The sequence below is a fragment of the Azospirillum soli genome, from assembly GCF_017876165.1.
Taxonomy (GTDB): domain Bacteria; phylum Pseudomonadota; class Alphaproteobacteria; order Azospirillales; family Azospirillaceae; genus Azospirillum; species Azospirillum soli.
Window position 1 is genome coordinate 25,330 of sequence record NZ_JAGINQ010000036.1, and the last position, 20,000, is coordinate 45,329.

The 20,000-nt window shown below is 68.3% G+C and carries 21 protein-coding genes; 15 read left to right on the plus strand and 6 right to left on the minus strand.

Going from position 1 to position 20,000, the window contains the following annotated elements; genetic code table 11:
* Genes J2852_RS29490 through J2852_RS29515 form a run of 6 tightly spaced genes read left to right on the plus strand, consistent with a single transcriptional unit; the run spans nucleotide 1 to nucleotide 4,993 of the window.
* Nucleotides 1–864, plus strand: coding sequence for a branched-chain amino acid ABC transporter permease (locus tag J2852_RS29490; RefSeq protein ID WP_209882585.1), 864 nt, complete (start codon nucleotides 1–3; stop codon nucleotides 862–864).
* Entirely contained in the window at nucleotides 861–1,883 is a 1,023-nt protein-coding gene (locus tag J2852_RS29495; protein ID WP_209882587.1) for a branched-chain amino acid ABC transporter permease, read from the plus strand. The genes J2852_RS29490 and J2852_RS29495 overlap by 4 nt, the downstream gene beginning before the upstream one ends.
* Nucleotides 1,877–2,650, plus strand: coding sequence for an ABC transporter ATP-binding protein (locus J2852_RS29500; RefSeq protein ID WP_209882588.1), 774 nt, complete (start codon nucleotides 1,877–1,879; stop codon nucleotides 2,648–2,650). Before J2852_RS29495 ends, J2852_RS29500 begins: the two co-directional genes overlap by 7 nt.
* Complete coding sequence (locus tag J2852_RS29505; protein WP_209882590.1) at nucleotides 2,643–3,347, plus strand: ABC transporter ATP-binding protein; 705 nt, start codon at nucleotides 2,643–2,645, stop codon at nucleotides 3,345–3,347. Before J2852_RS29500 ends, J2852_RS29505 begins: the two co-directional genes overlap by 8 nt.
* A 48-nt stretch (nucleotides 3,348–3,395) precedes the next feature.
* Nucleotides 3,396–4,166: a ferredoxin--NADP reductase gene (locus tag J2852_RS29510; protein WP_209882591.1), complete on the plus strand. Its 771-nt coding sequence runs from the start codon at nucleotides 3,396–3,398 to the stop codon at nucleotides 4,164–4,166.
* 23 nt (nucleotides 4,167–4,189) lie between these two features.
* Nucleotides 4,190–4,993: an enoyl-CoA hydratase/isomerase family protein gene (locus J2852_RS29515; protein WP_209882593.1), complete on the plus strand. Its 804-nt coding sequence runs from the start codon at nucleotides 4,190–4,192 to the stop codon at nucleotides 4,991–4,993.
* A gap of 25 nt (nucleotides 4,994–5,018) precedes the next feature.
* Here J2852_RS29515 and J2852_RS29520 read toward each other — a convergent pair whose 3' ends face one another.
* The 6 genes from J2852_RS29520 to maiA all read right to left on the minus strand — a co-directional run bounded on the left by J2852_RS29520 (nucleotide 5,019) and on the right by maiA (nucleotide 9,856).
* The gene (locus J2852_RS29520) at nucleotides 5,019–5,456 is read right to left on the minus strand and encodes a nuclear transport factor 2 family protein (protein ID WP_209882595.1); all 438 of its coding nucleotides are present in this window, start codon (nucleotides 5,454–5,456) and stop codon (nucleotides 5,019–5,021) included.
* Nucleotide 5,457: 1 nt separating this feature from the next.
* On the minus strand, nucleotides 5,458–6,351 hold the full coding sequence (locus J2852_RS29525) for an NAD-dependent epimerase/dehydratase family protein (RefSeq protein WP_209882597.1): 894 nt from the start codon (nucleotides 6,349–6,351) through the stop codon (nucleotides 5,458–5,460).
* Between the two features lie 14 nt (nucleotides 6,352–6,365).
* Nucleotides 6,366–7,247, minus strand: coding sequence for an SDR family NAD(P)-dependent oxidoreductase (locus J2852_RS29530; protein WP_209882598.1), 882 nt, complete (start codon nucleotides 7,245–7,247; stop codon nucleotides 6,366–6,368).
* Between the two features lie 234 nt (nucleotides 7,248–7,481).
* Nucleotides 7,482–8,690, minus strand: a complete 1,209-nt coding sequence (locus tag J2852_RS29535; RefSeq protein WP_209882600.1) for a 3-hydroxybenzoate 6-monooxygenase — start codon at nucleotides 8,688–8,690, stop codon at nucleotides 7,482–7,484.
* Nucleotides 8,691–8,715: 25 nt separating this feature from the next.
* Nucleotides 8,716–9,204: a MarR family winged helix-turn-helix transcriptional regulator gene (locus J2852_RS29540; protein ID WP_246500076.1), complete on the minus strand. Its 489-nt coding sequence runs from the start codon at nucleotides 9,202–9,204 to the stop codon at nucleotides 8,716–8,718.
* Complete coding sequence (gene maiA / locus J2852_RS29545) at nucleotides 9,194–9,856, minus strand: maleylacetoacetate isomerase (protein WP_209882602.1); 663 nt, start codon at nucleotides 9,854–9,856, stop codon at nucleotides 9,194–9,196. Before maiA ends, J2852_RS29540 begins: the two co-directional genes overlap by 11 nt.
* A 272-nt stretch (nucleotides 9,857–10,128) precedes the next feature.
* Between maiA and gtdA the strand changes: the two genes are divergently transcribed.
* From gtdA to J2852_RS29590, 9 genes are all read left to right on the plus strand, one after another.
* Entirely contained in the window at nucleotides 10,129–11,172 is a 1,044-nt protein-coding gene (gene gtdA / locus J2852_RS29550; protein ID WP_343206849.1) for a gentisate 1,2-dioxygenase, read from the plus strand.
* Between the two features lie 50 nt (nucleotides 11,173–11,222).
* Nucleotides 11,223–11,942 (plus strand): fumarylacetoacetate hydrolase family protein, encoded by a 720-nt coding sequence (locus J2852_RS29555; RefSeq protein ID WP_209882606.1) that lies wholly within the window; start codon nucleotides 11,223–11,225, stop codon nucleotides 11,940–11,942.
* A gap of 16 nt (nucleotides 11,943–11,958) precedes the next feature.
* On the plus strand, nucleotides 11,959–12,750 hold the full coding sequence (locus J2852_RS29560; RefSeq protein ID WP_209882608.1) for an SDR family oxidoreductase: 792 nt from the start codon (nucleotides 11,959–11,961) through the stop codon (nucleotides 12,748–12,750).
* A 34-nt stretch (nucleotides 12,751–12,784) separates the two neighbouring features.
* On the plus strand, nucleotides 12,785–13,894 hold the full coding sequence (menC, locus tag J2852_RS29565; RefSeq protein WP_209882610.1) for an o-succinylbenzoate synthase: 1,110 nt from the start codon (nucleotides 12,785–12,787) through the stop codon (nucleotides 13,892–13,894).
* A gap of 33 nt (nucleotides 13,895–13,927) precedes the next feature.
* Nucleotides 13,928–14,953: an ABC transporter substrate-binding protein gene (locus tag J2852_RS29570; RefSeq protein WP_209882612.1), complete on the plus strand. Its 1,026-nt coding sequence runs from the start codon at nucleotides 13,928–13,930 to the stop codon at nucleotides 14,951–14,953.
* Between the two features lie 87 nt (nucleotides 14,954–15,040).
* Nucleotides 15,041–16,720: an ABC transporter permease gene (locus J2852_RS29575; RefSeq protein ID WP_209882614.1), complete on the plus strand. Its 1,680-nt coding sequence runs from the start codon at nucleotides 15,041–15,043 to the stop codon at nucleotides 16,718–16,720.
* Nucleotides 16,721–16,737: 17 nt separating this feature from the next.
* Entirely contained in the window at nucleotides 16,738–16,971 is a 234-nt protein-coding gene (locus J2852_RS29580; protein ID WP_209882616.1) for a tautomerase family protein, read from the plus strand.
* A 24-nt stretch (nucleotides 16,972–16,995) separates the two neighbouring features.
* Nucleotides 16,996–18,066, plus strand: coding sequence for an ABC transporter ATP-binding protein (locus tag J2852_RS29585; RefSeq protein WP_209882617.1), 1,071 nt, complete (start codon nucleotides 16,996–16,998; stop codon nucleotides 18,064–18,066).
* Between the two features lie 68 nt (nucleotides 18,067–18,134).
* A complete protein-coding gene (locus tag J2852_RS29590; protein WP_209882619.1) occupies nucleotides 18,135–19,832 on the plus strand; it encodes a CocE/NonD family hydrolase in 1,698 nt (565 codons plus the stop codon).
* The last annotated feature ends 168 nt before the right edge of the window (nucleotides 19,833–20,000 follow it).

Here is a 20,000-nt window from a genome sequence, read left to right on the forward strand (position 1 = left end):
ATGTTCGCTTTGATCAACGGCCTGTCGGCCGGCATGGCCATCTTTTTGGTCGCTGCCGGGCTGACGCTCATGTTCGGGGTCATGCGGATCCTGAACTTCGCCCATGGTGCCTTCTTCATGATCGGCGCCTACGTCGCGGCGACGCTCGTCGGGAGCGGGCCGCACTCCATCGCAACGCTGATCGGTGGGGCGGCGGTCGGCGGCGCCGCCGTCGGCCTGCTCGGCCTCGCGGTCGAGCGGGTGGTGTTCCGCCGCATCCAGCACGTCGAGGAGCACTTCATGCTGATCGCCACCTTCGCGGTCATGCTGATCTGCGTCGGCGCCGTGAAGCTGATCTGGGGCCTCGACTTCGTTTCGGTCGATCCGCCGCCGGGGCTGGATGGGGCGGTGTCCATCGGCGACCTGTTCGTGCCGCAGTTCTCGCTGTTCGTCATCGGCGCGGGCGTCGCGGTCTTCCTGGTTCTCGAACTCTTCATCCACCGCCTGTGGATGGGGAAGATGATCGTGTCGATCACGGCGGACCGCTGGATGGCCAACCTGCTCGGCCTCAACGTGCCGGTGGCGGTGACGCTGGCGGTGGTGGCCAGCTTCGCGCTGGCCGGCGTGGCCGGCGGGCTGCTGCTGCCCAACCAGACCCTGTCGCCGGGGTTGGGCGACGCCTATCTCCTGCTCGGCTTCAACGCGGTCATCATCGGCGGTCTCGGCAACGTGCGCGGCGCCTTCGTGGCGGCCATCCTGCTCGGCCTGATCGACAGCTTCAACGCGGTCCTGCTGCCCCAGGCGCCCGGCATCGCGGTCTATGTCGGCATGATCGGCTTCCTGCTGCTGCGGCCCGAGGGCATCTTCGCCGGGAGGCGCGCATGACCCGCGCCGCCCGCCTTGCGGTCCCGACCGCCGCCGTGCTGCTCCTCGTCAGCCTGCCGCTGTGGGCCAACTCCGGCGTGGTGTTCCTGGCCGGCGTGACCATGACCTCGGCCGTGTTCGCGCTGTCGTGGAACCTGCTGTTCGGCTACACCGGCCTGGCGAGCTTCGGCAGCGCCGGCTTCTTCTCCATCGGCGCCTACGTGTCCGCCGTGCTGCTGCGCGAGGGGTACGGGTCGCTGTTCCTGCTGGTGGTCGTCCTGGCCGGGCTGGTCGGGGCGGCGGTGTCCTGGCTGGTCGGCTGCGTGGCTCTGCGCCGGTCCAAGGGCATCCACCTTGCCATCCTCACGCTGGCGCTGGCCGAGCTGCTGCGCATCACCCTCAGCCACACGCGCTGGCTCGGCAGCGAGGACGGCCTGCCCAACATTCCGCGTCCGACCCTGCCGTTCGGGTTCGTCAGCGTCGATCTCGCGGCCGGCAACAACTACTACTGGTTCCTGTGCGCCGCCTGCGGCGTGCTGACGGCCGCCCTCTGGTGGATCGCGCACGGGCGCTTCGGCCGCGTGCTCCGGTCCATCCGGCAGGATCCCGAGCGCGCCGCCTTCATCGGCATCGACGTGCACGCCTGCCGCCTGGGGGCCTTCACCCTGTCCGGCGGCTTCGGAGCGGCGGTCGGCGCGCTCTACGCGCCGTGGTCCCAGATCGTCACGCCCGACCTCGGCAGCATGATGCACTCCACCCAGCCGATCCTCTTCACGCTGATCGGCGGCGCCACCTCCTTCTGGGGGCCGATGATCGGCGCGGCGGCCTTCGCCGTCATCGACTTCGGCACGCGGACGCTGGTCGGCATGTCGGAGATCGTCACGGGTTCCATCCTGCTGGCCATCGTGCTTTTCGCCCCGCACGGGCTGGCGGGGGCGTGGCGGCGGCTTGCCGGTGCGCGGGTGCGGCCCAATCCGAACGGGAACACAGCGGCCGGCGGCGCCATCGGGCGCCCGGCCATGCGGGAGGGAGCATGGTGAACCGGATCCTGGATGTCCGTGGCGTCCGGAAGAACTACGGCGCCTTCGAAGTCCTCAAGGGCATCGATCTCGACGTCGAGGAGGGCGAGACCTTCGCCATCATCGGCCCGAACGGCGCGGGCAAGACCACGCTGTTCAAGGTGATGACCGGCGAGGTCGGGTGCAACGGCGGCCAAGTGCTGTTCGACGGCGCCGACGTGACCCGCCAGCCGTCATTCCGTCGGGTTCGTCGCGGCATGGGGCGTACCTTCCAGGTGGCCCGCGTCTTCAACGAATTCTCGGTGTTCGACAACGTTCTCGTCGCGGTCGAGGCGCAGTTCGCCGCCGCCGGCGTGCCGTCCGGGCCGCGCCACACGGTCCGTCCGGGGAGCGCGGCCGTCGACCGCACGCATGAGCTTCTGGACAAGCTCGACCTGTCCGCCAGGGCCGGCACCCCGGCACAGTCGCTGTCGCATGGCGACCGCAAGCGGCTGGAGCTGGCCATCGCACTGGCCGGAAGGCCGCGCATCCTCATGCTCGACGAGCCGACCGCCGGCATGTCGCCCAGCGACCGGACGGCGGCAGCGGACCTGATCCGCCGGATCCGGGCCAGCGAGAGGATGACCGTGGTCATGACCGAGCACGACATGGGCGTGATCTTCGGTCTGGCGCACCGGATCATGGTGATGAACGGCGGGACGCGCATCGCCTGCGGGACGCCGGACGAGATCCGCCGGGACCCGGTGGTGCGCTCGGTCTATCTGGGCAGGGAGGCGCAGGATGCTTGAGGTTCAGGCCGTCGACGCGTTCTACGAAAGCAGCCAGATCCTCCACAAGGTCAGCATAACGATCAGGGCCGGCGAAAGGGTCGCGGTCATCGGGCGCAACGGTGCGGGAAAGTCCACCCTGCTGAAGAGCATCATGAACGCCGGGCCGCGCACCGAGGGCGTCGTGGCGTGGGAGGGCACCGCGCTGGCGGACCTGCCGCCGTTCCGCCGGGCCCGCCTGGGTATCCAACTCGTCCCGGAGGACCGCCGGGTGTACGGCCATCTCACCGTGGCCGAGAACATCCGCATGGGCACCCACGCCGCCCCGGCCGGTCGAAAGGGGCTGCCGCCCGAGGAGGTGATCGCGCGCATCCCCATGCTCGGCCCCATCGCCCGGCGTTTCGGCAACCAGATCAGCGGCGGCCAGCAGCAGATGGTCGCCATCGCGCGGGCGGTGGCGAGCCGCCCCCGACTGATGCTGCTGGACGAGCCGACCGAGGGCCTTGCCCCCGCCATCGTCGAACGGCTGGCGGAGGACGTCCGCGCCGTCTCCACCGGCGACGACACCGCCCTCCTGCTGTGCGAACAGAATCTCTGGTTCGCGCGCACCACCACCGACCGGGTCTACGTCATCGACGCCGGCACCATCGTCTTCGACGGCGACTGGGCGGCGTTCGAGGAGCGCAATGACATCAAGCAGCGTTACCTCGCCGTTTGATCCCCCCTTGCGGCCGTTCGCGCCGCGCCTTTCCAACATGGACGATCAATGAGCTCCTTCAACGTCGAGCGCGTGCTCAGCGTGCACCACTGGACGGACACGCTGTTCAGCTTCACCACCACCCGCGACCAGTCGTTCCGCTTCCGCAACGGGCAATTCACCATGGTCGGCATGGAGGTCGGCGGCCGGCCGCTCCTGCGTGCCTACAGCTTGGTGAGCGCCAACCACGAGGATGTCCTCGAATTCTTCTCGATCAAGGTGCCGGACGGTCCCCTGACCTCCCGCCTTCAGCACATCCAGGTCGGTGACAGCCTGATGGTGGGGCGCAAGCCGACCGGGACGCTGCTTCTGGACAACCTTCTGCCCGGCCGGAACCTGTATCTGCTCGGCACCGGCACCGGGCTGGCGCCGTTCCTCAGCATCATCAAGGATTTCGAAGCCTACGAGCGGTTCGAGCGCATCATCCTGGTGCACGGCTGCCGGCTGGCGTCCGAGCTTGCCTATGGGAAGCGCATCACGCGGGAGCTTCCGCAGGACGAATATCTGGGCGACTGCGTGCGGGAGAAGCTGATCTATTACCCGACCGTCACCCGCGAGCCGTTCCGCAACCGTGGACGGATCACCACTCTGATCGAATCCGGCCGGCTGTCCGCGGACGTCGGCCTGCCGCCGCTCGACCGGGAGGACCGGGTGATGCTCTGCGGCAGCCCCAGCCTGCTCGCGGACATGCGGGTCATCCTGGAAGATCGCGGCTTCGAGGAAGGAAACCAGGGCGAGCCGGGGCATTTCGTCATCGAGAAGGCCTTCGCCGAACGCTGATCGGTCGCACCCCGGAGACGCCCATGGACTACAGCCACTACACCCACCTGTCCGTCACCAGGGCGGACCGCGTCGCCGTGGTGACGCTGAACCGCCCCGAGGAGGGCAACGGCATCGGCCCCGTCATGCACACCGAGCTGGAGCGGGTGTGGCTCGACCTTGCGGAAGACGAGGCGGTGAACGCCATCGTCCTGACCGGGGCGGGCGACGCCTTCTCCGCCGGGGGCGACCTGCGGGCACTGGCGGAGGCGGCCGGCAGCGAGGAGGCGTTCGCGCGCTCCCTGCGTCTGCCCGCCGCGACGCGCCGGCTGCTTCAGAACCTGCTCGACGTCGGGCAGCCGGTCGTCGTCGCGGTGAACGGGAACTGCCTGGGCCTGGGCGCGACGCTCGCTCTGTTCTCCGACATCGTGGTGGTGGCCGAAGGCGCGAAGTTCGGTGACACGCATGTGCGGGTCGGGCTGTCGGCCGGTGACGGCGGCACCGTCGTCTGGCCGCTGCTCATCGGGCCGCTGCGGGCCAAGGAGTTCCTGATGCGGGGCCGGCCCGTCACGGGCGCGCAGGCCGCCTCCATGGGGCTGGTCAACTACGCCGTGCCGGCCGCGGAGGTTCTCCCCAAGGCCATGGAGCTGGCCGCCGAGCTGGCGGTGGCTCCGGTCTGGGCGGTGCGCTGGACCAAGCTGTCCGTCAACAAATGGCTGAAGGACCAGCTGAACCTGCTGCTCGACGCGTCCATCGCCTACGAGATGCTGACCATGCAGAGCCGCGACCACGGAGAGGCGATGCGGGCTCTCCTGGAACGCCGCCAGCCGGTGTTCCAGGGACGCTGAAAGCCCGCCGGCGTCGCCGTGCCGGTCAGGTCCGTTGCCGCGTGACGCTGTGCTTCTCGACCCAGTCGATGATCAGCCGGCGCTCGGAAAACCGCCATCCCTGGCCGTCGCGACGCAATCGGTCCTGATAGCGAACCGCCCACCGGATCAGCGTTTGTCCTCCATCGTCGGCCTTCACGTGATCGGCGATGCCATAGGTCTCCCCGGTCGCCGTGTCGTCGTCCACAGTCAGAACCTGATTGAAGACGCGATGCTGCGTGATCTCGTAGGTCGCCGCCAGACCGTCGAGCAGGGGAAGGACGTTGGCAAGCCCTTCCGTATGCCGGTCCCGAACGATCAGGGCGATGTCCTGCGTCATCAAGGCGGCCCAGACGGCCTTGTCGCGCCGGTCGGCGCCGAGCGCGTACTGGACCGCCAGATGACGGTAGGCAGCCTCGTCCAGAAGGGTTTCGAGGCTCGGCATGTCAGGCATATTTCGCGACGATCTCATCGATGGCGCGCGTCACGTCACCGCGCGTGTAGCGAAGCAGCGCCACTTCCGCCGGATCGGGTTCGAAGAAGATGGTGCCGCCCAGCCCGGCATAGCTGCCGATCAGGGGGTGGGTCTGCTCGACCAGCGGAATGTCGCCCAGCTTGCCGACCGCGCGGAAGAAGGCGGACAGATACTCCTGGAACGTCAGGTTCTCGTCGCCGACCAGATACGAGGTGCCTCCGACGCCGCGCTCAAAGGCGCCGGCGATCGCCTCGGACAGCGAGCGGGTCGTCATGAAGTTGACGCCCCCCGGCGGCGCGTACACGGGAAGTTCGGGCATCTCGCCGCGCGCGTATTGCAGGATCCGCTTGAACGAACCCAGCTTGGCGCCCTTGAGGGCGCCGAGGATGAAGGGCGGATTGAGCGAAACGGTCTTGAAGCCGGGGGCGTTGAGCGCCTTCACGGCCTCATCGACCGCCAAGCGCGATTCGATGTAGGCGTTCCCGGCGACCAGCTCCGGGGCGACCCAGGGATAGAAGCTGCCGATGTTGACGACTTGGGACACGCCTGCCTTCTTCGCGCGTTCGAGGAAGCGGGGCACGGCGATGGTGTTGGTCTGCTCCCAATACTCCGTGGTGTTGCCGTCCTTGGGGACGTGCCGTGGGTCGTTTCCGGCGGCGAAGAGCAAGGCGTCGAACGCCGAAAGCTGGTCTTCGGAAATCGATTCGTCCGTGTAGCTTCCTTGGAGGAAGGGGAGGTGAGCAACCTCGCTGTCGGCAGCCGGCGGGCGGCGCGACGAGATGGTGACGCTGTGGCCAAGCGACTGCAAATGGAGCGCGGCGGATGCGCCGATCAGGCCCGACCCGCCGATGACGAGAATGTTCATGACAATCCTTTCTTCTATAATCCGGGTGGCAGGAGTTCAGGCCCGGGAACTGCGGTGGGCGGGCTGCGGTGGGCGTTGGCCTCGATCACCGGCCGGTTCGTCCACCGTCCGTCCCGCGTCTGCCGCCAGCCGCCGGCGGCCAGTGCTCCGCCATCGAGGTTGATCGTGGTTCCGGTAATCCAGGCCGCCAGCTCCGACGCCAGGAACACGGCGCTGCCGGCGGCGTCGCGCGGTTCGCCGTAGCGGCCCAGTGGAATGAAGCGTGGCACCAGATCCCGGTACTCCTCGGGGATCCAGCGGCTGATCGGAACCTGTTCCGTTTCGGTGGTTTCCGGCGCGATCGCGTTGACCCGGATGCCTTCCGGGGCCAGTTCCAGGGCGAGGCTGCGGGTGAAGCCGGTGATCGCCGATTTGAACGCGCTGTAGACGGCGGCGTTCGGGATGCCGCGAAACGCCTCGATGGTCGAGACGTTGATGATGCTGCTTCCCGCTCCGGTCCGCCGAAGCAGGGGAAGGGTCGCGTGCGTCACCAGGAAGACGTGGTGCAGATTGACTTGGTAAAGCGCGTTCCAGCCGGCCGGCGTGGTCTCGGCGAACGGCGCCGCCATTCCGAGGAAATCGCCGACGTTGTTGACCAGCACGTCCAGGCGGCCGAAGCGCGCGTCGATCGCCGACATCAGCGCATCGACATCGCCCGCGTCGGCGGCGTCGCCGCGCTGCACCAGGGCATCGACACCGGCCTCCACCAGGAGCGAGCGCACGGCCTCGCATCGGTCCTGGGCGATTTCCAGCACGGCGACCCGGGCGCCCAGCTCACCGAACAATTCGGCCGTCGCGCGGCCGATGCCGGCACCGCCGCCCGTGACCAGAACCACCTTGCCCTTGAAGTCGAACATGCTCCGCTCCCATGCATGGCCGGCAGTCGGTCGGCCTCCGGTCGCCTCCCAGGAACCCGCCCAGGAACCGTTGTGTGGCGGCCGCCTTCGCTGGCGGGGGGACTGGCGACAGGTATGGGGGCGTCGGCGGCGGCCGGCATCGTCCGTTTGAACGACGCCGGCCGAGGCGAACAGGGTGGGTGCGGCAGGGGAGCGCGTCCGGCGATGTGGATGCCTTCGTGGATGATCCGCCGGTCAGGCGGTGTCGTGGTCGAGGGCGTTGCCGCCGTACAGCCACGCGAGGTGGCCGTAATAGTCCTCCGACGTTTTGGCGCGCATCACCGCGTTGCGGGCTGCGGCGTGGGCACCGGCGGGGTGGTAGACGTGCTCCCCGATGGCGCGGGATTGCAACTGGACCCGCGCGGTGCGGACGGCGCGGCGTCGGCGGTAGGCTTCAAGCGCCGTCGGCACGTCGTCCGGCCGGGCGCCCAGCGCGTCGGCGATGCAGACGGCGTCCTCCATTGCCATGCAGGCGCCCTGGGCGAAATACTGGAGCATCGGGTGGGCGGCGTCGCCGAGCAGGACGACGCGGCCGTCCACCCAATTCTCCACGGGCTCGCGGTCGCACAGCACCCACAGCTTCCAATCGCGGCCGTGGCGGATGATCGACTGCGCGCGCTCATGCACGTGCGTGAAGCCGGCGAGCACCTCCTCCACCGTCACCGGCTTGCCGGCGACGGGTTCGGGCGCGTCGTTGTGGTAGGTCACGACCAGATTGAACAGCTTCCACCGCGACAGCGGGTAATGGACGATGTGGCATTTTGGGCCGGCCCACAGCGTGGCCGCGTTCCAGCGCAGATCCTCCGGCATGTGTTCGGTCGGAATGACCGAGCGGTAGGTGGTGTGGCCGGACACGCGCGGCTGGCCGTCGCCGACGACGCGCGTGCGCACCTTCGACCACAGGCCGTCGGCGCCGATCAGCAGGGCGCCTTCGACCGTCGCGCCCGAGGCGAGGCGGGCGGTCACCCGCTCGGCCGTCTGCTCGTAGTCCACGACCTCGCTGGCCACCCGCAGGTCGATGTTCGGGTGTGCCTGGCAGGCCTTGAGGAAGACGCCGTGCAGGTCGCCGCGATGGACCACCGCGTAGGGGTTGCCGAAGCGCTTGCGGAAGGCGTCACCCAGGTCGATCGAGGTGATCTCCTCCGCCGTGAGGGCGTCCATCAGGCGCAGGGCGTCGATGTAAACCGCCATGCCGCGGGCCTGCGCGCCGACGCCGAGCGCGTCGAAGGCGTGGAAGGCGTTCGGGCCGAGCTGGATGCCGGCGCCGATCTCGCCGAGCTGTGGCGCCCGTTCCAGGACGACCACCGAAAAGCCCTTGTTGGCCAAGCCGACCGCGGCCGCGAGTCCGCCAATTCCGCCGCCCGCGATCAGGATCGGCAGGTCGTTGAGGCTGTCTTCCGACATTCCCTATCTACTCCAGTGCGATGGTCTAGCGCTTCGGCGGCGTGCTCTGGGGCACCCGGGAGGCGTTGTTGTTGAGTTCGACGAGCTGCGTCAGCAGCGCGATGAAATGGTCCCGGTCGGCGGGGGCGAGCGGCGCGAGGATGCGTTCCTGGGTGCGCTGCACGCCCAGCTCGGCCTTTTCGACGATGTCCACGCCCGCGTCGGTGATGTGCAGGAGCTTCAGGCGCCGGTCCTCCGGGGAATTGACCCTCACGATCAGGCCCTTGCCCTCCAGGCGTTCGAGCACGTTGCCGACGGTCGAGCGGTCGAAGGCGACCAGCGCCGACAGGCGCGTCGCGTCCAGGCCGGGCTGGCTGCGGATGGCGACGAGCGCCGCGTACTGCACCGGCGTCAGGTCGAGCGCGCCGCATTCCTCGACGAAGATCGAAACAGCGATCTGCTGGGCCCGCCGGATGAGGTGACCGGGCCGGCTGTAGAGGCGTTCCACGGACATGACCGTTTCATCACTCGGCATCGGGCTGCTCCTCGGGTAAGGCGGCGGTGAAGGCCGGAAGCTCCAGCGCCGCGCGTTCGGCGGCGAGCAGCCGGGGAAACCGCTCCACGTCCACGCCGAAGCGGCGGGCGTTGCCGAACTGAGGAACAAGGCAGACGTCCGCCAGCGTCGGCGCGTCGCCGAAGGCGAAGGGACCCGGTTCGTCCGCGATCATCGTCTCAAGAGCAGCGAAGCCCTCCTCGATGACCCATTTGGCCCAGCCGCCGACATCCTCCTCGGCCACGCCGAGATGGCGCAGGCGCGCCAGCACCTTCAGGTTCTGGATGGGGTGAATGTCGCAGGCGATGGCCAGGGCGAAGGCCCGGACCCTGGCGCGCCGGCCGGGATCGCTCGGGAGCAGCGCCGGTTCGGGATAGTGCTCCTCCAGCCATTCGATGATCGCCAGCGACTGCGTCAACACCGGGCCATCATGCGCTGGGCCGTCATGCGCCGGGCCATCCTCCGGGAGCAGAGCGGGCACCAGCCCTTGCGGGTTGAGCGCCAGATATCCGGGGTCCCTTTGCTCGCCCCGCCGCAGATGGCGGGGCACGAGATCGGCCTGAAGCCCTTTCAGGTTCAAGGCAATGCGCACGCGCCAGGACGCGCTGCTGCGAAAATATCCATAGAGCCGCACCCGTTCTCCCCCCTCAAAGCGTCGTGTCGTTTCTGCAATCCGCAGAGTGCGGTGCCGCCCGCCGTCCGGAGCGGTTTGGAACCGGATTCTTCGCCGTTCCCTGGGCCGGGCGATCATTAAAGGCCGTCACCCAAACCATCGACATCCGGATCGTCAGCAAGGCGATTGACAGCATACATAAGTTCAGCATACTGTCAATTAGCACACAGATGATTGCATATATAAACCATCAGTGCCCGAACGAACGGGCCAACCGGGGGAGGGAATTGGCAGTGGAGCACGTCGCCCACGACACGCCTGAACGGCGAGCCTTCTACGAAGCCATTGACAAGGAAGGGCTTTCAGCGCTCTGGACGAACCTGTCCACCCTCATCACGGCGGAACCGCGCAGCACCTGCCAGCCCTTCCTGTGGCGCTTCGACACCATCCGCCACCGCATGATGGAGGCCGGCGGCCTCATCACCGCCAAGGAGGCAGAGCGCCGCGTGCTCGTGCTGGAGAATCCCGGCCTGCACGGCCAGTCGAAGGTCACCACCTCGCTGTACGCGGGCGTCCAACTGGTGCTGCCCGGCGAGGTCGCGCCGGCCCACCGCCACAGCCAGACCGCCCTGCGCTTCGTGCTGGAAGGGAAGGGGGGCTACACGTCGGTCGACGGCGAGCGCACGATCATGTCGCCCGGCGACTTCGTCATCACCCCGGCGATGACGTGGCACGACCACGGCAATGACACCGACGCGCCGATGTTCTGGCTGGACGGCCTGGACATTCCGGTGGTGCAGTTCTTCGACGCCTCCTTCGCCGAACGGCTGGACGAGGACGAACAGCCGGTCACGCGCCGCACCGGCGATTCGCTGGCCCGCTACGGCCGCAACCTGCTGCCGGTGGACCTCAAGCGGACGACGCACAGCTCGCCGATTTTCAATTACCCCTACGAGGAAACCCGCGACGCGCTGGAACGCATGAAGGCGCAGGACGAGTGGGATCCCTGCCACGGGCTGAAGCTCCGCTACACCAACCCGGTCACCGGCGATTTCGCCATGCCCACGCTGGGGGCCTTCATCCAGATGCTGCCCAAGGGCTTCTCGACCCTGCGCTACCGGGCGACCGACGCCACCGTCTACGTCCCCATCGAAGGGCGCGGCCGCTCGCGGGTCGGCGACCGGACGTTCGAGTGGGGGCCGCGCGACATCTTCGTCGTGCCGAGCTGGCATCACGTGACGCACGAGGCCGACGAGGACGCCGTCCTCTTCAGCTGCTCCGACCGTCCGATCCAGGAAAAGCTCGGCCTGTGGCGCGAAGACCGCAGCAACGCCTGACCAACGCCCAGACCCCACGCTCTGCCCAAACGCCCTGCCGGAGAGACTTTGTGAGCCAGTTCACCTTTTCGCCGCCGCCGCAGGCGTCCGTCGCCGTCGCCGGTGAGGACGCGCGCTTCCCGGTACGCCGCATCTTCTGCGTCGGCCGCAACTACGCGGCGCACGCGCGTGAGATGGGCAAGGACCCGGACCGCGAACCGCCCTTCTTCTTCACCAAGCCGGCCGACGCCGTGGTCGATGACGGCACGTCCATCCCCTATCCGCCGGAGACCGGCAACTTCCACTATGAAATCGAGCTGATCGTGGCCATCGGCAAGGAAGGCGCCGACGTCCCGGTGGCCGAGGCCAACGGCCTGATCTGGGGGTACGGCGTCGGCATCGACCTGACGCGCCGCGACCTGCAACTCGACGCCCGCGACAAGGGGCGGCCCTGGGACTGGGGCAAGGCCTTCGACCGGTCGGCGCCCATCGCGCCGCTGCATCGCGCCAGCAAGATCGGCCATCCGACCAGCGGGCGGATCTGGCTCGCGGTCAACGACGCGGTGAAGCAGGACGCCGACATCGCCGATCTGATCTGGGACGTGCCCGAGACCATCTCGATCCTGTCACGCTCGATGACGCTGAAGCCCGGCGACCTCATCATGACCGGCACCCCCGCCGGTGTCGGCGCCATCGTCCCCGGCGACCGGGTGACCGGCGGCATCGACGGTCTCGGCGACATCGCGATCACCATCGTGGATGGGGCCGCCGCGGTCCCGCAGGCGCGCTGAACGGGGACATCCGATCATGCAACTTACCGGATTCAAAGACGCCGTCGCCCTGGTCACGGGCGCCGGCGGCGGGATGGGCGCGGCCACGGCGGTGGCGCTGGCGGCTGCGGGCGCCAAGGTCGCGCTGCTCGACCTCAAGGCCGATGGGCTGAACGAGACGCTGGCGGCGATCCAGGCCGCCGGCGGCGAGGGCCGGGCCTATCGCGTCGACGTGTCGGACCGCGCGTCGGTGGACGAGGCGGTCGCCTCGGCTGAACGGGACCTCGGCCCCATCGGCCTGCTGGCCCACGCCGCCGGCATCTTCCGCACCGCGACCGCGCTGGAGATGACGGCCGAGGACTGGAACGCCTGCCAGGCGGTCAACGCCACCGGCGTCTTCAACGTCACCCAGTCGGTGGCCCGCCGCATGGCCGAACGCCGGTCGGGCCGCATCGTCGTGGTCGCCTCGCAGACCACGGTGGTCATCCGCACCGGGCAGGGCGCCTACGGCGCGTCCAAGGCCGCCGCCGAATATTACGCCAAGTGCCTGGGCCTGGAACTGGCGCCGCTGGGGGTCCGCGTCAACATCGTCCATCCGGGCGTGACCGAGACCCCGATCGCCACCGCCACCTGGGGCGATCAGGCCGACGCCATGCGCAAGGGGCACATCGACGGCAACCTCGACCGCTACCGCGTGCCGATCCCGCTGCGCAAGGTCGGCCGGCCGGAGGACGTCGCCAACACGATCCTGTTCCTGCTTTCCGACCAGTCCGGCCACATCGCCTTGACCGACATCGTCGTCGACGGCGGCTCCGCGCTCGTCGCGTGACGCCGGCCCGTCCGCCTTCCGGGAATTTGAGATCATGAAGATCGAACGAGTCACGCTGTCCGTCGTGGTCATGAGCCTGCACACGCCCTTCAAGGCCAGCACCCACGGCGCCGACGCCCTGCGCCACATTCTGGTCAAGCTGGAGGGCGACGGCATCACCGCCTGGGGCGAGTGCGCCGCCCCGACCGAGCCCTATTACATGGGCGAGACGACCGAGACCTGCTGGCACATCATGAAGGACTTCCTGGCCCCGGCGGTGGTCGGCAAGGAGTGGTCCGACCCGTACGAATTCGCTAGGCTTTACGAGCGGACCAAGGGCAACGGCTTCGCCAAGTCCGGGCTGGAAATGGCCGCCTGGGACTTCGCGGCGCGGGCCAACGGCCGCTCGCTGTCGGCGGAGCTGGGCGGCACCCGTCCGGAGATCCTGTCCGGCGTCAGCCTGGGCATCCAGCGCGACCTGGACAAGCTGATCGCCACCATCCAGAAATACGTCGATCAGGGCTACCGCCGCGTGAAGATGAAGATCGCGCCGGGCTTCGACGTGGAGCCGGTGCGGGCCGTGCGCGAGCGCTTCCCCGATCTGGCCGTGATGGCCGACGCCAATTCGGCCTACAGGCTGGCCGACGCCGACCACCTGCGCCAGCTCGACGCCTTCGACCTGATGATGATCGAGCAGCCGCTGGAGTGGGACGACATGGTCAACCACGCCCAGCTTCAGACCATGATGACGACCCCGATCTGCCTGGACGAATCGGTCCGCACCGTGGCCGACGCCCGGCGCATGATCGACAGCAAGGCCGGCAAGGTCATCAACATCAAGGCGCCGCGCGTCGGCGGCTTCGGCGAGGCCAAGGCGATCGCTGAGCTGGCCGCCGCCAACGGCATCGGCGTGTGGTGCGGCGGCATGCACGAATTCGGCGTCGGCCGCGCCGGTGCCGTGGCGCTGTGCAGTCTCGCCGCCTTCGACCTGCCCGGCGACATCTCCGGTTCGGACAAGTACTTCGACGAGGACATCGTCGAACCCGTGATCCTGGCCGAGAACGGCGCCATCCGCGTGCCGACGGAGCGCGTCGGCCTCGGCTGGGAACCGGTCGAGGGCCGCATCGCCGCGCGCACCCTGGCCACCGACGTCATCACCGCCTGATGTCCGAATCATAAAAAAGGGAGGGACACAAGAATGTCGATGAAGAGTTTCATGACCTACGCCGTCACGGTGGCGGCCCTTAGCAGCATGGCCATGGGCACCATGGCCACGGCAAGCACGGCGCGCGCGGACTCGCTCGCCGATCTGGCGAAGAAGGCCGCCGCCGCCGGTCCGATCCTCTGGTACGAGAGCAGCCCGACCGAGGAGATGAAGCCGCTCATCAAGAAGTTCCAGGAGCGTTTTCCGGGCGTCGAGCTGCAACACGTGCGCGACACCGGCGGCAACGCCATGGCCGCCCGCATCATCCAGGAGACCCAGGGCGGCGGGCGTACCGCCGACGTGGCGTCCAACGGCCCGCCCATCCTGATGCAGCTCGCCAAGCGCGACATGCTGATGAACGTGGACTGGAGCGCGCTGGGAGTCGCCAAGGAGATGGCGCCGGAACCCTACGCGGTCTCCATCGCCGCCAGCGCCTACGTCATCATCTACAACAACAAGGCGGTGAAGGAGGCGGAGGCCCCGAAGACCTTCGAGGCCCTGCTGGATCCGCGCTGGAAGGGCCGTATCGGCCTGTGGAACCGGTCGGAGTCCGAGACCTCGCTGTCGGCCGTGTGGGGCGAGGAGAAGACCACCGCCTACATCGAGAAGCTCAAGCAGCAGAACCCCATGCTGTTCCCCAGCTCCTTCCCGATGGTTCAGTCGATGGCGTCGGGCGAGCTGGCCGTGGGTTGGGGCGCGGCGCACGCCACGCTGCCGACCGTCCGCAAGGGCGGCCCGATCAGCCTGGTGATCCCGAACCCGATCCCGGTCACCACCATCTACACCTTCATCCCCAAGGGCGGAAAGAACCCGGACGGCGGCAAGCTCTTCGCCGCCTGGCTGACCACCACCGAGGGCGCGCTGGCCTACGAGGGGGCCACCGGCCGGGGTAACCTGCGCGTTCCGGAGACCAACTACGGCAAGATGGCCGCCGGCAAGGAGGTCGCCGAAATCCCGCTGTCCCGCTACGACGAGTACGCGCGCATCTACGAAGCGTACAACGCCCTGCTGGCCAAGTAAGCGACCATCATGCCCGCAGACATCGCGACGCACTCCCCCGTTTCGGCGGCGCCCGTCCGTCGGAGCGGCCGGGGGTGGAGGGAATGGATGCCGACGCTCGCGCTCGGCGCCATCCTCGCCTATCTCGTCGTCGCCCCCCTGGCGGCGCTCATCATCAGCAGCCTGCGGCCGACCGGCTTCCCGCTGGATGACGGCTGGACGCTCGGGAACTACGCCAAGGCCTACGGCAACGTCGAGTTCCTCAGCCTGCTGTCCAACACGGTGGTGTTCGCCGTCGGGGCGACGGCCGTCGCGGTGTCCACGGCGCTTCTGCTGGCCTGGGTTCTGGAGCGGACGGACGTGCCCGGCCGCGTCCTGTTCCGGATCATGGTGCTGATCCCGATCGCGATTCCCCCGCTGCTGCTGGCCCTCGGCTGGGCGTTGCTGGGGAACCCGCGCAACGGCCTGATTAACCAGATGCTGCGGCCCTTCATCGACGGGCCGCTGCTGAACCCCTACACCATGACGGGGATGATCCTGATCCAGGGGCTGTCCCTGGTGCCGACCGCCTTCCTCATCATCGCGCCGACCCTGCGCAACCTCGACCCCAGCCTGGAGGAGGCGGCGCGCACCTGCGGCGCCGGCTTCCTGAAGACGGTGACGCGCACGGTCCTGCCGATGATCGCCCCGGCGCTGGCGACCGCCGGCATCATCATCCTGATCGCCTGCTTCGTGCTGTTCGACATTCCCGGCGCGCTCGGCATGCCGTCGCGGATCTACGTGCTCAGCACCCGCGTCTTCTACCTGATGAACAATTCGCCGACCGGCGCGCCGCTCTACGGCGAGGTCAGCGCGCTGGCCATGCTGTTCCTGGTGATGCTGCTGGCGATGGGCTGGGCCTACCGGCGCATGACCGCGCAGTCGCGCCGCTTCGTGACGGTGACCGGCAAGGCCTTCCGGCCGCGCATGTACCGTCTGGGGCCGTGGAAGTGGGCCGTCGCCGGCCTGCTCGGCCTCTATGTGCTGGTGGCGCTGTTGCTGCCGCTCGGCGTGCTGGCCTGGATGAGCCTTCTGCCCTATCCGACCGCCCCGACCATGGACAGCCTCAGCCTGCTGACGCTGGAGAACCACGCCGGCCTGTTCGAGAGCGACGCCTTCGTCGGTTCGGTCGGCAACTCGCTGACCGTGGCCGTGGTCGCGGCGACGCTGGTGACGATCATCGGCGGGCTGGTCTCTTGGATGGTGGTGCGCAGCCGTTTGCCGGGGCGTGCCGTCATCGACAACCTGGCCTTCATCCCGCTGGCCATTCCGGGCGTGATGATCGGCGTCGCCCTGATCTACGTCTATCTCGCCCTCGGCAGCGCCGTTCCGATCTACGGCACCATCTGGATCATCGTCGCCGGCTATCTGACGCAGTATCTGCCCTACGGCGCGCGTCTGGCCGGAAACGTGATGCTTCAGGTCCACAACGAGCTGGAGGAGGCCGGGCGCACGTCGGGCGGCTCGCCGGCCAAGGTCATGCTGCGCATCACCCTGCCGATCGTGCTGCCGGCCCTGCTCGGCGTCTGGGTCTGGGTCGCCTCGCACTCCCTGCGCGAGCTGTCCACCGCGCTGATGCTGCAGGGCTACGACAATTCGGTCGTCACCACCCTGCTGTGGGACGCCTGGGCCGGCGGCGACGTCACCCGCTCCGCCGCGATCGGCATCTGGCTGATCGTCGGCACCTCCAGCCTGCTTCTGCTTTGGCAGCTGGTCTCCCGCCTGACCACGCGCACCGCCACGAACTGAGCCTTACGGAGATCCCCATGCCCTTCATCCACGTCATGCTCACCGAAGGCCGCAGCCTGGACCAGAAGCGCGACCTCATCGCCTCCTTCACGCGGGAGACCGTCCGCGCCATCGGGTGCAACGACAGCTCCGTCCAGATCGTCATCACCGACGTCGCCCGCACCGACTGGGGGTCGGCCGGCCTGAACCTGGAGGACAAGGCGGCCGCCAAAACGACCGTGGCGGCCACGCCGCCGGCCGAGCCACGTTGACGCCCCAAGGAAGCGAGAGAGACCATGCTCGAGGTCAATGATCTTCAGCTCACCTACCGGTTGGGATCCCTGTCCCACCACGCCCTGAAGGGCGTTTCGCTCTCGGTGGGGCGGGGCGAGTTCTTCACGTTGCTGGGGCCTTCGGGCTGCGGAAAGACCACCTGCCTGCGCAGCATCGCCGGCCTGGAAAATCCGGACACCGGCCGCATCGCCATCCAGGGCGCCACCGTCTTCAAGGATGGGGCGAGCGTCCCGACCGAGAAGCGCGACATCGCCATGGTCTTCCAGTCCTACGCGGTGTGGCCGCACATGACGGTGGCGCAGAACGTCGCCTTTCCGCTGGAGATGGCCCGCGTCGGCCGGGCCGAGCGCGACGAGCGGGTGCGCAAGGCGCTGGCGATGGTCGGGCTGGAGCCCTACGCCGACCGCTCGGCGACGATGCTGTCCGGCGGCCAGCAGCAGCGCGTGGCGCTGGCCCGCGCGCTGGTCAAGAACGCCAAGCTGATCCTGCTGGACGAGCCGCTGTCGAACCTGGACGCCAAGCTGCGCGACCAGATGCGCGTCGAACTGCGCGAATTGCAGCAGCGGATCGACACCACGGCGATCTACGTGACGCACGACCAGGACGAGGCGATGTCGATGTCCGACCGCGTCGCCCTGATGCGCGCGGGCGAGCTGATCGAACTTGGCAACCCGGCGGACCTCTACCTGCGTCCGCGCCACCGCTTCACCGCCGAGTTCCTCGGCCAGGCGACGTTCCTGCCGGCCCGCTTCGAGCGCGACGAGGAGCGGGGCGCGGTCTTCTCCACCACGCTCGGCACCGTGGTCACGACGCAGCGCCGCTACGGCGAGGCATCGGCGCACACCCTGGCGGTGCGGCCGGAGCACGTCCACATCGGCACCGCCGACGAGTTGCCGGACGGCCTGGACGCGACCATCGTCTCGCGCCTCTTCTCCGGGCGGATGCTCGAATATGTGGTGCGCATCGGCGAAACCGTCCTGCCGGCCCACGCCACCTCGCGCCTGCTGTTCTCGGCCGGCGACCGGGTGAAGGTGTCCATCGCGGCGGAAAACTGGATCGTTCTCGAGGACTGAAGTCCTTCACGCTTTCAATTTTTAAACGACGGCCTCACCGAAGGGGAGGCCGCAGGGAGCATATTGTCATGACGGCACAGAACACCGACGCCATGGTCGTCGAGAAGGACGTTTTCGTCACCATGCGCGACGGCGTGCGCATCGCCACCGATGTGTACCGCCCCGAGGGCGCCGAGAAGGTTCCGGCGCTGCTGGCGCTTGGCCCCTACGGCAAGGAACTCCAGGCGCTGTCATTGACTCTGCCGCCGCAGGCGCGCCCGAGCCCGTTGTGGGACGGCTGCATCGAGGCCGGCGACATCCGCCGCATCGTCGCGAACGGCTACGCCCACATCATCGCCGACGTTCGCGGCACCGGCCAGTCCGAAGGCGAGCTGTGCGGCAACTACAACACCGGCGGCCATGGCGAGGGGCAGGACATCTACGACCTCGTGGAATGGATCGCCGCCCAGCCCTGGTGCAGCGGCAATGTCGGCATGGTCGGCATTTCCTACTACGCCTCCGTCCAGATCCTGGGCGCCGCCGAAAACCCGCCGCACCTGAAGGCGATCTTCTGCAACGGCGGCCATTTCGACCTGTACGAGCTGGCGTACCACGGCGGCATCCTGTGGTTCATGCCGCGCGCCTCGCGCGAGGGGCGCGGCGGCGACAGCGGCATCGCCGTGCGCGAGGTCATTTCGCGCACGCTGCGCGACACCCCGCCGGAGGAGCTGAAGGCCCGCGTCGCGGAGCGGCTGGCCGATCCCGACATCGCCAACTGGCCGAACCTCGTGCATCTGGTCAACTACCCCAAGACGCGCGAGCTGTATTTCGACTTCGTGATGAACCCGACCAACGGGCCCTTCTACGAGGAGAACGCGCCGCTGGCCAAGGCCCACAACGTCACCATCCCGACCTACATCCAGACCAAGTGGGGGCGCGGCTGGACCGTCGAGGGCCACATCAACACGTACCACGCGCTGAAGGGGCCGAAGAAGCTGGACCTCCAGCCGCTGCCGCCGATGCAGGAGCGGCCCTTCCACGAATCCCACGAGGAGATGTTCCGCTGGTACGACTACTGGCTGAAGGGCATCGACAACGGCATCATGGACGAGCCGCCGGTCAACATCTTCGTCGAGGGCAAGCGCGCGTGGCGGCAGGCCGACCAGTGGCCGCTGCCCGAGCGCCAGCTGACCGAATTCTACCTGCGTCCGCGCGGTCGCCTGTCGCGCACGTCCGAAGCCCTGCCCACCGTCAGCGCGCCGCCCGACGGCTTCTATCAGGCGCCGATGACGGTGACCTCGACGGTGGAGACGTTGCGCTGGACGTCGCCCGCCTTCGAGGAAGCGGTCGAGATGACCGGATCGGGCGCCCTGAACGTCTTCGTGTCCATCGACAGCGATGACACCAACCTGATCGCCAAGTTGTACGACGTCACTCCCAACGGCACGCGCCAGATGGTCACCTCGGGCTACCTGAAGGCGTCGCACCGCGAGCTGGATCCGGAGAAGTCGCGTCCCGACGCGCCCTTCCACCCGCACACCCGCGCCGTGCCAGTCCCGCCGGGCGAGATCATCGAATACGCGATCCTGCTTTATCCCTTCTCCAACCAGTTCAAGCCCGGCCATCGCCTGGAGCTTGAGCTGTCCTGCAACGAGTCCTTCACCGACGCGCACGCAGCCCTGCTGCCGCCCGACAGCTACCACCTGCCGAGCGGCCGTGCCGTGAGCCACAAGATCTATCGTGACTCCACGCACCGTTCGCGATTGATCCTGCCGGTCGTCCCATGACTGTGCCGTCGGTTGTCCTGCGACCGGTCCCGGTGGACTTAAGCGCACAAATCGGCGTGAGGGCAGTGTCCGCGGTTGTGTCAGATCTTGCGCCACAACGTGATTGAGGGCCTGGCGGCGTGCTGAATTGGATGGGGTGAGTTACGCGACGGCGATCATGTCGCGTAA

Bases quoted from the DNA above. Each gene is read 5' to 3' on its own strand.
- J2852_RS29490 (WP_209882585.1), top strand. From the start codon at position 1: ATGTTCGCTTTGATCAACGGCCTGTCGGCCGGCATGGCCATCTTTTTG.
- J2852_RS29495 (WP_209882587.1), top strand. From the start codon at position 861: ATGACCCGCGCCGCCCGCCTTGCGGTCCCGACCGCCGCCGTGCTGCTC.
- J2852_RS29500 (WP_209882588.1), top strand. From the start codon at position 1,877: ATGGTGAACCGGATCCTGGATGTCCGTGGCGTCCGGAAGAACTACGGC.
- J2852_RS29505 (WP_209882590.1), top strand. From the start codon at position 2,643: ATGCTTGAGGTTCAGGCCGTCGACGCGTTCTACGAAAGCAGCCAGATC.
- J2852_RS29510 (WP_209882591.1), top strand. From the start codon at position 3,396: ATGAGCTCCTTCAACGTCGAGCGCGTGCTCAGCGTGCACCACTGGACG.
- J2852_RS29515 (WP_209882593.1), top strand. From the start codon at position 4,190: ATGGACTACAGCCACTACACCCACCTGTCCGTCACCAGGGCGGACCGC.
- J2852_RS29520 (WP_209882595.1), bottom strand. From the start codon at position 5,456: ATGCCGAGCCTCGAAACCCTTCTGGACGAGGCTGCCTACCGTCATCTG.
- J2852_RS29525 (WP_209882597.1), bottom strand. From the start codon at position 6,351: ATGAACATTCTCGTCATCGGCGGGTCGGGCCTGATCGGCGCATCCGCC.
- J2852_RS29530 (WP_209882598.1), bottom strand. From the start codon at position 7,247: ATGTTCGACTTCAAGGGCAAGGTGGTTCTGGTCACGGGCGGCGGTGCC.
- J2852_RS29535 (WP_209882600.1), bottom strand. From the start codon at position 8,690: ATGTCGGAAGACAGCCTCAACGACCTGCCGATCCTGATCGCGGGCGGC.
- J2852_RS29540 (WP_246500076.1), bottom strand. From the start codon at position 9,204: ATGCCGAGTGATGAAACGGTCATGTCCGTGGAACGCCTCTACAGCCGG.
- J2852_RS29560 (WP_209882608.1), top strand. From the start codon at position 11,959: ATGCAACTTACCGGATTCAAAGACGCCGTCGCCCTGGTCACGGGCGCC.
- menC (WP_209882610.1), top strand. From the start codon at position 12,785: ATGAAGATCGAACGAGTCACGCTGTCCGTCGTGGTCATGAGCCTGCAC.
- J2852_RS29570 (WP_209882612.1), top strand. From the start codon at position 13,928: ATGTCGATGAAGAGTTTCATGACCTACGCCGTCACGGTGGCGGCCCTT.
- J2852_RS29575 (WP_209882614.1), top strand. From the start codon at position 15,041: ATGCCGACGCTCGCGCTCGGCGCCATCCTCGCCTATCTCGTCGTCGCC.
- J2852_RS29580 (WP_209882616.1), top strand. From the start codon at position 16,738: ATGCCCTTCATCCACGTCATGCTCACCGAAGGCCGCAGCCTGGACCAG.
- J2852_RS29585 (WP_209882617.1), top strand. From the start codon at position 16,996: ATGCTCGAGGTCAATGATCTTCAGCTCACCTACCGGTTGGGATCCCTG.
- J2852_RS29590 (WP_209882619.1), top strand. From the start codon at position 18,135: ATGACGGCACAGAACACCGACGCCATGGTCGTCGAGAAGGACGTTTTC.